The following is a 13,324-nucleotide window of genomic DNA, read 5'->3' as shown; positions in this document are numbered from 1 at the left end:
CAAAGACCCCGGTAGAGTTTACACCGGGCAGGAGAAAAGGGAGGAGACAGGATTCTCTGGTTTAAATCTCTTCACTCTGCTTTGCCGGGTGGGTACGTAATACAATCATCTTATCCTCCTAAAATGGTGATTTAGTTTCGCAGCTAATAATAGCAAAGAAGGTGAGAACTAGCCCACCTTCTTTTGTGTTAGTGATGCTTCATTCCACTCATGACTTTTTTGATCGGCGCGCTGAAGGTTTGTTGTTCGCCGTCGGCAAAGGTTATTTGCACGTCTATCTGCTCACCTTCTACAAACGGCTGCTGCAGTTCAAACAACATAATGTGTAGGCTGCCCGGCTTTAATACCGCTTTCCCTTTTGCGGGGACTTGAATGCGTTCAACCTGACGCATTTTCATGACATCGCCATCTTTAATTACGTCGTGAAGCTCGACTTTACCTGCGGCTGGTGTGGTGGCAGAGACAATGTATCTGTCATTGTCACCACGGTTCATGACCTCGAGGAAAACCGCGCTGGTCGGTGCATTAGGTGGGGTAGCACGAGCATACGGGTGATGCGTCATAATATCGGTTTTTGCATAGGCAAGTGGGCTAAGCATCAGTGTTGCCAAGAGCAGGGCTTTCAATTTCATTATCACTATCCTTTTGAAGTGAGTGTGTTAAACGCGTCGACCAACGGAGCTGGCGTCAACGTATGTGGCACTTTTGTAATGAGCGTGCCATCTGGTTTGAGGAAATAAAAATAGGAGCTGTGATCTAAGGTGTACTCTAATTGCGAGTTCTCTAGCTGCGTTTTTCTGAAGATCACGCCGTACTGGTGGGCGAGCGGAGTGGTAACCTCAAGTGGCGCCGATAGTCCTTCGAGCATAGGGTGAAAATATTGTGCATATTGATGGGCGTCAGCGGCGGCATCACGCTCTGGATCGAGCGAGATGAAAATCGGGCGAAATTGCTGTTGAGTCTGCTCGTCGATTTGGTTGAGCGCGCCTGCAAGCATTGCCAGTGAGGTCGGGCACACATCAGGGCAGCGCGTAAACCCAAAATAGACGACACGGATACGCGGGTCTTGAGGATCAAACAGGGCTACCGGCTTATTTTCTTCACCAAATAGCGTCACTTCACTGCTGTTCATGGACGAAGAGGTTGCCGACTGGCTCGACAGAAAATGGTTTAGCCCAAGGCCGAATGCGAATGCGATCGCCAGCGCGAATAGCCATGTTTTGTTCATCTTTCCATCCTTATCGATGTTTTTAGTGATTGGCTGCCATCTGATACCTCACCATACCAGGTCATCGCATCAGAGGTGCAAACCGGCAGCACGATTTCACCCAGATAGTCGCCATAGGCATTTTGCTCGAGCTTGAACACCAATGTGCCCATTTCCATTTCATGTCCCTGTAACGTGAGTAATAAACTTTCGCTTTGTGCCGCTGGCCAAGTGACAGTCATTTGAGTAGGAACCAACGGCTGGCTAGTATCGCGGTCAACTCGGATCTTTGCACCATCGGTTTGGCAACCGTTAGTGGTCACTAAGCAGTATTGATCGAGTGATGGTTTGCTGGTCGCAATTTGAAACCATTGGATAATATCGTTGGCAAAAAAGCCCACACCGAGAGCAGCAGCAATTAGGGTGAGCTTGGTAAAGGTAGGCACGGCGCGTGTTCCTGTTTGAAATTTTGCCCAATGCTAGCATATGTATCGCTAAATGGTTGAGTAAGCGCAGAAAAATGTGCTGACAATCAATCGATTTATGGGGCTTTTTTGATGCCATAGATCGCGTGATCTAAAATGCGATCGCCGACTTTTTCTTGGTTGCTAATAATGCCCTCAAGCACCATGCCTGCCCGCTGGGCGACCTCGCGACTGGGCTGGTTGTCAACGGCGGCAGAGAGTTGCACTTTTTCCATCTCTAGCTCGTTAAACGCGATGTCGATAAGCGACTGGACCACACGAGTCATGATGCCCTTGCCTTGATAAGGTTGACTCAGCCAGTAGCCAATCTCAACACACGAGGTATCGTAATTGATACGGTTGAAACTACAATTGCCAACCAGAACATCTTGATAAAAAATCGCGCAAGTCATTGATTTACCATCCGCATACTCATGCAACATCCGCTGGGCAAACAAGCGAAAGTCTTGTTCACTTTGGCAGTGAGTAGGCCAGGCTAGCCACTGGGCCAAGTAGTCGGTTTGCTCGCTGACAATTTGGCTGTAATAAGGTGCGAATGACTCCTGTACTAGAGCCAGTTCTATCTCTTGATCAACACGACGCTTAAACATATTCCACCCTTTGCACTTAATAACCGATGCAACGTAGCAAACAAATCCGGTGATGACCAGCATAGTGCAGTGCAAATCGGAGCAATAAACTAGCACGTAAAATACCCATTAAGTAGTATAAGTCACAGATCTGTTAATAACCTTTCATAAGTTATGGTTTATAACTACTACTTTAGTTTACTCTGTACGGCATAATAAATATCAATAACTAGAAAGCGTCAGTATGGTTTTTCCCAAGGAAGACATTAGTGTCGATTTGCGTCGTGTGCTGTTTGAAATTGCTTATGCCTTAGATGCGGTCGGTGTTGATGAGATGTATCACGGTCATCGTGTGGCTTACATTGCGTATCGCTGTGCTCAGCAACTGAACTGGAGTGACGAAAAGGCTCAGTTCGCCTACGCGTTAGGACTGATCCACGATTGTGGAGTCTCTGAGCTTAAAGAACGCCACGATCTCTTGTCGCAACTGGTGCCCAACAATACCAGTGTCCATTGCATCAAAGGTTACGAGCTGCTAAAAGCGTGCCGTCCTCTTGCCTCTATGGCGACTCCCATCTTATATCATCACACCTGGTGGCGAGATCTGGCTGATCTCAATAGCGTCAGTCTTGCAGATAAGCAGTTTGCCAGCTTGATCTTTCTCGCTGATCGTCTTGACTCTCTACGAGCCAACTCAGATTTAGACAGCTATGGCAACCTCACGCCACAATGCAAGCGCGATATTGCGGCTGATTTAGAGGCTAATCAAGGCATCATGTTTGACACCGCTCAGGTGGCAGCCATGTTAGAGCTGATTGAATGTGATGACTTTTGGTTTTCGATGGAGCCGCGTTATATTGAGGCGTTAACCGATGGATTTTCCTACTTACCGTTTTTTTCCGTTAGAATTGGATTGGATGAATCGATAGAAGTGGCGGAGCTGTTTGGCAAGATTGTTGACGCTAAAAGCTCGTTTACCTATCAGCATTCTTTGCACGTTGCTCAACTGGCTGAATTTTTGGGCACGCGACTCGGTTACTCAACCCATACCACTCGCATGCTCTATTTGGCGGGGCTTATCCACGATATCGGTAAGCTCAATACGCCAAGTCGGATTTTGCATAAACCGGGCAAGCTCACCGACGAAGAGTATACCTGTATCAAGCGTCATGCGACTGATTCGCGTTACGTGCTGCAAAGCATGTTCGCCAATAGCAAAATCATTCACTGGGCGGCGAATCATCACGAGCGGTTGGATGGGTCTGGTTATCCGCTAGGATTATTCGCTAAAGACCTGGATGAACCCAGTCGTCTGATTGCGGTGACGGATGTGTTTCAAGCCTTAACCCAGTCTAGGCCCTATCGTGCTGGATTATCGTTGGATAAAGCGATAGCGATTATCGCTGAATTGGTTGAGCAGGATAAGCTAGACGCCGAGGTGTTTGCATGTTTAGTGGCGAATGCTCAGGAGTGCTACCGGATTTCTACAGGGCAGGGCAACATCGAGCCATTGCTGGCATGCAACGACTCGATGTAGTCATTCATTATTGGCTGTTGATATAGTCTTTAAAGCGCGCTTGGGTTTTGGCGTCGGCCTTGTTATACCAAAAATGCAGCATCTCTTCTGCGGTGGTGTCAGTAACGGCTTCTTGAGTGTTTTTCGCCGCTGCGGGGACTGAGCTTGCGGCAACGACCGGAGCTAATGCGGCTGCATTGTTACCATTGCGATTATATTCCGCTAACTCTAGTTGGATGTTACGGCCAATTTGCAAGCCATCTTTCTTCAGTTGATCTTGCTTCGTATCGATTTGAATGCCTTGTTGATCAATGAGTGACCACTCTAGATTGCCTATCTGTTTCGAGCCTTGATCGGCGTTGCGATAAGTCGGCATGTTAAATTCAAGCTGACTATTGCTGGTGGTAAAAGTGGCGATTTGAGGATGACTACGTAAAATGATTCGATCTTTGCCTTGGTCGAAATAGGGCTGATAGCTGAAGACAATCTGATTTTCGCCGTCAGGAAGGGTTAGGGTTTTATTGGCGTCAAAAAAACCGCCGTTTAGCTTAGGCTTAGCACCATTTGCGACGAATACTTCTATCGTATCCGGTACAGTGATGGTGACCTCGGCCGAGGCGTAACCGCATATGCCAAGTGCCGCGATGGCGGTTATTATCGTTGTATTTATTTTCATGCATTGATTCCTAGTCAACTCAGCTGCAATGCAACAGAGTGCCCAGATCTCTCGGGCATTTCAATATCTCAATGTAAGAAGTTTGCCAATTTCGTCGCCTGTATTGGGCCTGTGCTGACAGCGACACTGAGGATGTTAAATTTGCGTGACGTTTCACAGTAAAAGCCAGTGGAAATCTACTATAGTTTTGGCTTGTGTAATAAAAGGATGAAAAATGAATCAGGAGGATAACGCTATGGCCAACGCCGCTCTGCTAGACAGCCGTTTAGTGTTGTCGCCATGGTACAACATTGATTACACCCTCTCTCTTCTCAATAAAGAGTCTTCTCTTAGTTAATGTCTAAGGCGCTTTGCGTCTCTATGGGCGACCTGCCCAAACAACTCTAGTTTAGTTTTAATTTTGCGCGGCTTTCGATGCGCAATATCACTCTATTTATAGGACATTAACAATGAAACGTATTCCAGAACCTTTCCGCATTAAAATGGTCGAGCCAATTAAGATGACCACTTACGACGACCGTGTGGTGGCGCTTGAAGAAGCGGGTCTAAACCCATTTTTACTTCGTAGTGACGATGTTTATATCGACCTATTGACTGACTCTGGCACCGGTGCCATGAGCGACAACCAATGGGCGGGGATCATGATGGGCGATGAGTCTTACGCAGGCAGTCGCAACTATTACAACCTGTGTGCGGCGGTTGAACATTTCTTTGGCTATAAATTGACGGTTCCAGCTCACCAGGGGCGCGGGGCGGAGCAAATTCTTTTCCCTGCGCTAATTGAGCGCATGAAAACGGTGCGCGGCGGTAAAGACCCAGTCTTTATCTCAAACTATCACTTTGACACCACAGCCGGACATATCGAGCTCAATGGCGGCAAAGCGATTAATGTGGTGGACAAGCATGCCTTTGACACCACAACCCCCTATGACTGGAAAGGCAATTTTGACTTAGATAAGCTGCAATCGACGATTGAGGCGTATGGCGCAGAGAATATTTGTGCGATCATTACCACAGTGACGTGTAATAGCTCTGGTGGGCAACCTGTCTCGATGGCGAACATGCGGGCGGTGTATGAAATCGCAGTGAAAAACGACATTCCTGTGGTCATTGACTCCGCGCGTTATTGTGAGAACGCCTATTTCATCAAGCAGCGTGAAGCGGGTTATCAAGATAAGTCGATTCTTGAAATCATCCGCGAGATGTATCAGTACGGCGACATGCTAACCATGTCAGCCAAAAAAGATCCTATGGTGAACATTGGCGGCTTATGCTGTATCCGCGATCATGAGGAGCTGTTCCAAGCGGTAAGAACACGTTGTGTGCCGATGGAAGGATTTGTGACTTATGGCGGTATGGCTGGTCGAGACATGGAAGCGCTGGCAAGAGGTTTATACGAAGGGGCTGACGAAGACTTTCTTCATTACCGCATCAGTCAAGTTGAATACCTGGGTGAGCGATTGAGAGAGGGAGGAATCCCAATCCAGTATCCAACCGGTGGACATGCGGTGTTTGTCGATGCCGCTAAAATCTTACCTCATATCCCAGCGGATGAGTTCCCAGCCCAAGTGCTATGTAATGCGCTCTACCTTGAAGCCGGGATTCGCGCCGTTGAGATTGGCTCACTTCTGTTGGGACGCGACCCGCAAACCGGCGAACAGAAGGCGTCGGAGTTGGAATTGATGCGTTTGACTATCCCAAGACGCGTCTATACCAATGATCATATGGACTATATTGCTGATGCGATCATTGCGCTTAAGGAGCGTGCTCATGAGCTAAAAGGGCTTACCTTCGAATACGAGCCGCCAGTGTTGCGTCATTTCACGGCGCGTTTTAAGTCTAAATAGCTTTAATTACCAATCGTGTTGAAATTGATTGTCCTGCCGTACTTTTAAAATAGCGCGGCAGTTTTCTATGTTGCATATTAAATTGAAGTCAGTTCCAAATTCTGACTTTTAAGTTAAATATCGCGTTTAATTCTAACTCTTGCTATTTTTCAAGATCTTGACTCAATGTCGACCTTGTCATGTAACAAACTGATAATGTCGATAAATTTCTCCGTAATCACTCGAAATTAGTTTTTATTTTTTTCATCGAAAATAAAGTCTCTTAAATACTGAATAGGATGTTCTTCACTTTCGATTGAACAGACATGACTCTGACAATTGAAGCAAACCTACAAGGAATGAGAGAAATAGTTATGAATCGTATAACCATGTGTGCTGCGAGTATCGCTTTGGCGATGTCCGGTACAGCGCTTGCCGCCCCTGCGGCACCGAGTGTTGATGTTTATGGATCGAACAATCTTCAGTTTTCTAAGATTGAGTTGGCGATGGAGACAACCGCTGGTTACAACCAGATGGTCAAATATCATGAGCAAGCTGAGATTAGCGTTAAGTTTAATCAGTGGAGTGGTACCAGCGGCGACACTTATAAGGTCTACTTTGACGGCGTTCAAGTGGCAACTGGGCCGATCACTGGCAGTCAAACAACCGCAAACTTCCAATACGACAAAGGTGGGCGCTATCAAATGACCATCGAAGCTTGTGATAGCAGTGGTTGTAGTGCAAGTTCGCCGGTTGAAATTGTTGTGGCCGATACCGATGGCGCTCATTTAGCACCGCTGGCGATGAACATTGACCCTAACAACAAATCCTACAACACCGACCCAAACACAGTAGTAGGCACTTACTTTGTCGAGTGGGGGATTTACGGCCGAGAATACACTGTCGATAACCTTCCCGCTGATAATCTAACCCATATTCTGTACGGCTTTATTCCTATCTGTGGCCCCAACGAATCGGTTAAATCTGTGGGTGGTAATAGCTATAACGCATTGGTGACAGCCTGTCAGGGGGTACCGGATTATGAAGTCGTGATTCACGATCCGTGGGCCGCGTACCAGAAGAGCTTCCCTCAAGCTGGCCACGAATTTAGCTCGCCGATTAAAGGCAATTACGCGATGTTAATGGCATTGAAACAGCGTAACCCTGACTTGAAAATTATCCCATCGATTGGTGGTTGGACGCTTTCTGATCCGTTTTTCGATTTTACTACCAAGGCCAATCGAGACACTTTTGTTGCGTCAGTGAAGCGATTCTTAACCACATGGAAGTTCTATGATGGTGTAGATATTGACTGGGAATTCCCTGGTGGAGGCGGCGCTGCAGCGGACCGAGGCGATCCCGTTAATGATGGTCCTGCTTATGTTGCGCTGATGCGAGAACTGCGCGCCATGCTAGATGAGTTAGAGGCCGATACTGGTCGCACTTATGAGCTCACATCGGCTATTGGGGTGGGCCACGACAAAATTGAAGATGTCGACTATGCCGACGCGGTTCAGTACATGGATTATATCTTTGCCATGACTTACGACTTCTACGGCGGTTGGAACAATGTCTTGGGTCATCAAACTGCCTTGTACTGCGGTAACTTTATGCGTGCTGGGCAATGTGATGGTACCGGTGTTGATGAAAATGGTGAACCGTACAAAGGACCGGCCTATACCTCAGATAACGGTATTCAATTACTGCTAGCGCAGGGTGTACCGGCCAGCAAGCTGGTATTAGGTGCGGCTATGTATGGACGTGGATGGGAAGGTGTGTTGCCGAGTTCACTGTCTGATCCCACCGACCCGATGACAGGGGTAGGTAACGGTAAGCTGAAAGGCTCAACAGCTCAAGGTGTATGGGAAGATGGCGTGATTGACTATAAAGGTATTAAGTCATTTATGTTAGGGCCTGATCATACCGGTATCAACGGCTTCCAGTATGGTTATGATGAGCAAGCGCAGGCACCATGGGTTTGGAACCCAACCTCAGGTCAGTTGATCACTTTCGATGATGATCGCTCAGTGAAAGCTAAAGGTGCGTATGTACGTGATTTGGGCTTAGCGGGTCTATTCTCGTGGGAAATCGATGCTGATAATGGTGACATCCTCAATGCGATGCATGAAGGGCTTGCTGGTGGTACAGGCACCCCAGTCAATAAAGCGCCTATTGCAAGTGCTGGAGCCGATCAGAGCGTTGTTGGTCCTGCGTCGGTCAGCTTAGATGCAAGCGGTTCGAAAGATAGCGACGGTAACATTGTCAGTTATCAGTGGAGTCAGCTCTCTGGTCAAGCGGTGAGCTTAACAGGTGCCAATACGGCGCAAGCGAGCTTCACAGTAGCAGAGGTGACGGCGTCACAACAATACAGTCTCAAAGTGACGGTGACCGATAATGAAGGGGCAACCTCTTCAGATACAGTGGTTATAACGGTCAATCCAAAAGATTTGCCGCCGGTTAATCAAGCACCAGTGGCGAAAATCAGTGCTCCAACTCAAGTCAATGCTGGCGATGTCGTGGTGGTTGATGCTTCATCGTCAAGCGATGCTGACCAAGATACACTGACCTTCAATTGGACTATTCCTGCCGGACTTGATGCTACTGTCGATGGCGCGACAGTCAGTTTCGTGGCGGCTGAATATGCTCAAGATACGCCACTTGCGTTTAGTGTCGTCGTCAGTGATGGTCAAGAGGCAGATACGGCAGAAGCGACAGTCGTGGTTACCAAAGCGTCTAGTGGTGGAGAGCTATGTGACAACTTGTGGGATGCGTCTAGCGTGTACACAGGCGGTCAGCAAGTCGCTTGGGCTGACAAAGTATGGGAAGCCAAATGGTGGACTCAAGGGGACGATCCAACTCAGTCTGGTCCATGGGGCGTTTGGAAAGAAGTCGGCCTAGCCGAGTGTGCAACTAACTAGACTTGCCGATTATAAGCAAAAAGCCATCTTAGGTAACTAAGATGGCTTTTTTGTTTTGCGTGATTCGTTTAGCTTAATGGCCCTAGTTGACGGCGCGTACCTTACCTTGCTTGAGGTTGTTCAATACTTCCGATTTTGGTCCATCGGCAATCACACAACCTTTTTCCATCACAATCACGCGGTCAACCACATCCAGCATTGAGGTCTTGTGGGTGATCAAGATTAAGGTTTCCGTCGATTTTAACTGAGCTAACTGCTGCTTAATGTGCATTTCTGAGCGGTTATCCATCGCGCTGGTGGGTTCATCAAGCAGCAGCACTGGTGGGCGCCCAAGCAGTGCGCGAGCGATGGTCACCGCTTGACGTTGTCCCCCCGACAGCAGTAAGCCACCTTCGCCGACCTGACGTTCAAGGCCCGCGGGATCTTGCTGAGTAAACACGGTTACCCCAGCACGGTTAGCTGCATCAATCACGTCGCGGTCGTCTGCCAGAGGACGACCTAGGGTAATATTGTCGCGAATCGTGCCATAAAACAGCTGACTATCTTGTGGTACACAGCCAATATTACGTCGAATGTCGATATGATGGAGTTGGTCGATATCGGTATCATCAATGCGCACATGCCCTTCAGTCGGCTTGTATAGACCCATGATTAAGCGCTCGAGAGTGGTTTTACCCGAACCAATGCGACCGATGATCGCCACTTTCTCACCTGGATTGATGGTTAGGCTCAGATCGCGAATCGAAGCGATAGGCGAGTCAGGGTAGTGGAAGGTGACTTTATCCAGTTCAATTTTACCGTGCACTATCGGGCGATGGATGTAGCGTTTTCCTACTTCTTGCTCATCGGGCATCGACATAACTTGTTCAATGATGCTCATTGAGGATTTGGCTTGGTTGTAGCGAGTCGAGAGCAGCGACAGTTGAACCATAGGGCCAATCGCGCGCCCGCTGAGCATGGTCGCTGCAATCAAGCCCCCCATGGTTAAGTCACCTTCGGCAATAAGGTAGACGCCGAGAATAATCATACCAACGTTAGAGGCTTGCTGAACAAAACCGGCGGTGTTTTGAATACCATCGGTAATGCGGCGGCTCTTAATGTTCCAGTTCGACATATGGGCGACGGCTTCTTCCCAACGGAATTGGAATTGGCTTTGCGCACCAAACAGTTTGACGGTTTCCAAACCTGCCAGACTTTCGATGAGGTTGGCGTATTTCTGCGAGGCTAATCGAGACCCTTCTTCAATCGTTTTACGTAAGGGGCCTTGAATCAGTAGTGAGTAAATCACCAAAATTAGCACGCCAGCGATCGGCACAAGCACCAGATTGCCCGCCATTAGCCAAATCAACAACAAGAATAAAATGGCGAACGGAAGGTCGATTAACGAGCCAATGGTTGCCGAGGTGAAGAACTCTCGAATCGACTCAAACTCTTGCAAGTGGCGAGCGAAAGCACCCACCGAGGCAGGGCGCGCCTCCATTCGAATCCCCATCACCTTACTAAACAGCTTTGACGAAATCAGAATATCTGATTTTTTTCCCGCCACGTCGATGAAGTAGCTGCGCAGTAACTTTAAGGTCAAATCAAACAGGAAAATAACGAAAATACCACTGGCCAGTACCCACAGCGTTTCAAACGCTAGATTTGGTACGACTTTGTCGTAGACCAAACGGGTAAACATCGGCGCAGCGATGGCGAACAAGTTGATCAAAATCGAAGCGATAAGTACGTCACGATAAATCTTCTTTGATTGCCAAATGGTTCCCCAAAACCAGTGACCATCGCGAGTTTTTAACACTTCTGGTGAGCGCTCATCGTAGCGGAACTGTTTTTTCACCAAGAAGTAGCGACCGATGTAGAGCTGGTTTAGCTCTTCAAGTGAAATGGAGATGGGCACTAAGCCAGACTCGCCAGTTACTATCTCGGCTTCGGTTTGATCTGCATTGATACTGTTAAGAACACAAGCATCGCCGCTTTTTAAAATCAGCACTACTGGCAAAACCAGTTGCGAGATTTCATTCAATGCAGCGCGGTTCTCTTTGGCAACCAGCCCTGCTCGCTCTGCTGAGCGTGGGAAGAGGAAAGGTGTCAGTTTGCCATCTGATAATGGCAAACCGTTGATCAATGCCTCTGGAGAATTAGCTAATCCGTAGTATCGACTGACGTAGATAAGAGAATTTAATAGCGGATCCTGCATGCTATACCTTTTGATGATTATTTATCTACGATGAAGCCTTGGAAGACTTCAATAAAGTGTTCAGCTAGGAAATCAAGCTGAGTTTGCGTTTCTACTCGAGATGCGATGGTTTTAATCCCCAAGTTGTGCGCCGTTCGCGAAATCGAGGTTAGCGTGAACTTTTGCTTCTCGTCATCTAGATGATGGGTGTAAAGATAATCAAGCTTCACATACGCAGGGCGGAACTCGTTGATGTAATCCAGTGATTGGAAGTTACGTCCGTAGTTGTCCACACCAAAGTCTGCGCCAGCGTTGCGCACCGCGTTACAGAACAGAGCAGTGTGGTGCGGTGAGTTGATAAAGCAGTTTTCCGGGATCTCGAAATGCAGCAGTGAGGCAACTTGAGAGTGTTTACCTAGAAGTTGCGTCACCCAGCGGATGAAACTTGGTTGCGAGATACTGCTTTGTGCAATGTTGATCGCGACTGGCTGGTCGAACTCACCCGCTTCCAATCTTTTTACAATCGCTTCGATCACATACTCATCAAACAAGTGGCTGGCATTAAGCTGCTCGAGGGCAAACAGGTATTGGTTTGCACTGTAGCGCTCACCCCCTTTTTCAATCGCAGAGAACACTTCACGATGATAGGTTTTACCCCAACTGTCGTTGGCTGCTTGAAAGCGGAAAGCAAACCAGTCGTTATTGATTGCTTCTTCAACCAAGTGTTTCCATTGCTGTTTACCCATTAGGCTGTCTGAGTGCTCACCTGTGACAAAGCCGTAATTGAGATCTGGGTTGGATTTCGCCGTGGCCAGCGCGTTATCGAGCATAGTCAGAAGCTCGCTAGAACTGGTCGAGGCTTTGTTGTACACCACACCCAAAGACACATTCGATGAGGCCATGCCGGTTGGGTCTGCATTCACATCCTGCACATAGGTCATGATGCTTTCAGCCACCAACTTAAGCTCAGAGTCGTCAACATTGGGTAGAATGAAACCAAATTCCTCGGTTGAGATACGCGCTAAGGTGACGTTTGGCGATGAAAGCGATACTTTGAGGTGATCGGCTAGCTCACGCACCATGCCATCGCCCGCTTCGTAACCTTTGTCGTCATACAACTCGCGAATGAAACTGGCCTCTAGAATCGCGACGCCACCGATGCCACCTTCACCCAACCAAGAGTTCAACTGACTCATGTAGTAAGCTCGGTTACCCAGTTGGGAAACAGGATCGATGTACGCACGTTCGCGCAGTTGCTGCGCCTCTTTGGCTTGCGCCTTAAACGATTTTTCTAGCTGTGCTGACATGCTGTTGATGCCATCGACGACGTAAATCAAATCTTGTGTGGCTGGGCGAGGGAGCGGGTCGCCAAATTGATTGCGTGCCACTTGCTCCATCTTGTTGACGATCAGCTGCAAAGGACGAAGCGCACGTTTTAGAATAAACGAGATAGCAAACAAACCGATAAGTAAGATGATGCAGAACGCGATAACCAGACGTTCAAACGCAAGCCACAACTGGGTGTAGGCGTCCCCAGTATGACTGACGATTTCAACTTCCGCGAGTTGCATCCATCCACTCGTCACCACACGTCTATCATGGACACGTTCAAACAAGTTGAGATCGGTAAACCACTTAGGTACATCAATAGGTTTGACTGGGTAGGAGCGAAGAATCTCATCTCCGGTATCCAAAAAAATCAGTCGCACAATCGAATAACTACTACCGTCAAACAGTGCATTGATGACCGACTCAACGGCGACCTGGTCTTTATCTTCTAAATAAGGAGCCAGAGCCAAACCCACCGTATTAATCGTGTTGTTGACCTCGGATTGTTGTTGCTGAATGAGGTTATTGCGAGTGGTGTTGAATTCAATGATGAACACTGAAATCAACAACATCAAAATAACCGCAATCATGCCCGCAACAAGTTGTTTATATAACGTCATAT

11 protein-coding genes are annotated in these 13,324 nt (G+C 47.9%); 4 read left to right on the top strand and 7 right to left on the bottom strand.

Going from position 1 to position 13,324, the window contains the following annotated elements; translation table 11 throughout:
* Positions 1 to 188 precede the first annotated feature (188 nt).
* The 4 genes from MTO69_RS15895 to MTO69_RS15880 form a co-directional block, all read right to left on the bottom strand.
* The gene (locus tag MTO69_RS15895; protein WP_248335459.1) at positions 189 to 632 is read right to left on the bottom strand and encodes a copper chaperone PCu(A)C; all 444 of its coding nucleotides are present in this window, start codon (positions 630 to 632) and stop codon (positions 189 to 191) included.
* A gap of 5 nt (positions 633 to 637) precedes the next feature.
* Positions 638 to 1,228 carry an SCO family protein gene (locus tag MTO69_RS15890; protein WP_248335457.1) on the bottom strand — a complete coding sequence of 197 codons (591 nt, stop codon included), beginning with the start codon at positions 1,226 to 1,228 and terminating at the stop codon, positions 638 to 640.
* Positions 1,225 to 1,653, bottom strand: a complete 429-nt coding sequence (locus MTO69_RS15885; protein ID WP_248335455.1) for a hypothetical protein — start codon at positions 1,651 to 1,653, stop codon at positions 1,225 to 1,227. The genes MTO69_RS15890 and MTO69_RS15885 overlap by 4 nt, the downstream gene beginning before the upstream one ends.
* A gap of 95 nt (positions 1,654 to 1,748) precedes the next feature.
* On the bottom strand, positions 1,749 to 2,282 hold the full coding sequence (locus MTO69_RS15880; protein WP_248335453.1) for a GNAT family N-acetyltransferase: 534 nt from the start codon (positions 2,280 to 2,282) through the stop codon (positions 1,749 to 1,751).
* Positions 2,283 to 2,505: 223 nt separating this feature from the next.
* Here MTO69_RS15880 and MTO69_RS15875 point away from each other — a divergent pair, with 223 nt between their 5' ends.
* Positions 2,506 to 3,798, top strand: coding sequence for an HD-GYP domain-containing protein (locus MTO69_RS15875; RefSeq protein ID WP_248335451.1), 1,293 nt, complete (start codon positions 2,506 to 2,508; stop codon positions 3,796 to 3,798).
* A 7-nt stretch (positions 3,799 to 3,805) separates the two neighbouring features.
* Here the strand turns inward: MTO69_RS15875 and MTO69_RS15870 are convergent, their stop codons facing one another.
* Positions 3,806 to 4,453 carry a DUF2057 family protein gene (locus tag MTO69_RS15870; RefSeq protein ID WP_248335449.1) on the bottom strand — a complete coding sequence of 216 codons (648 nt, stop codon included), beginning with the start codon at positions 4,451 to 4,453 and terminating at the stop codon, positions 3,806 to 3,808.
* 214 nt (positions 4,454 to 4,667) lie between these two features.
* Between MTO69_RS15870 and MTO69_RS18890 the strand changes: the two genes are divergently transcribed.
* From MTO69_RS18890 to MTO69_RS15860, 3 genes are all read left to right on the top strand, one after another.
* Positions 4,668 to 4,790, top strand: coding sequence for a hypothetical protein (locus tag MTO69_RS18890; protein WP_282567532.1), 123 nt, complete (start codon positions 4,668 to 4,670; stop codon positions 4,788 to 4,790).
* 112 nt (positions 4,791 to 4,902) lie between these two features.
* Complete coding sequence (locus tag MTO69_RS15865) at positions 4,903 to 6,300, top strand: tryptophanase (protein ID WP_248335447.1); 1,398 nt, start codon at positions 4,903 to 4,905, stop codon at positions 6,298 to 6,300.
* Positions 6,301 to 6,653: 353 nt separating this feature from the next.
* Positions 6,654 to 9,197 (top strand): glycosyl hydrolase family 18 protein, encoded by a 2,544-nt coding sequence (locus MTO69_RS15860; RefSeq protein WP_248335445.1) that lies wholly within the window; start codon positions 6,654 to 6,656, stop codon positions 9,195 to 9,197.
* An 82-nt stretch (positions 9,198 to 9,279) separates the two neighbouring features.
* Here MTO69_RS15860 and MTO69_RS15855 read toward each other — a convergent pair whose 3' ends face one another.
* Positions 9,280 to 11,394 carry a type I secretion system permease/ATPase gene (locus MTO69_RS15855; protein ID WP_248335443.1) on the bottom strand — a complete coding sequence of 705 codons (2,115 nt, stop codon included), beginning with the start codon at positions 11,392 to 11,394 and terminating at the stop codon, positions 9,280 to 9,282.
* 17 nt (positions 11,395 to 11,411) lie between these two features.
* Entirely contained in the window at positions 11,412 to 13,322 is a 1,911-nt protein-coding gene (locus MTO69_RS15850; RefSeq protein ID WP_248335442.1) for a bifunctional diguanylate cyclase/phosphodiesterase, read from the bottom strand.
* Between the last annotated feature and the right edge of the window lie 2 nt (positions 13,323 to 13,324).

Source organism: Vibrio sinaloensis (assembly GCF_023195835.1).
GTDB classification, from domain to species: Bacteria; Pseudomonadota; Gammaproteobacteria; order Enterobacterales; family Vibrionaceae; genus Vibrio; species Vibrio sinaloensis_C.
The sequence above is the reverse complement of the archived record's forward strand: the minus strand, read 5'-3'. Positions and strand labels throughout refer to the sequence as shown.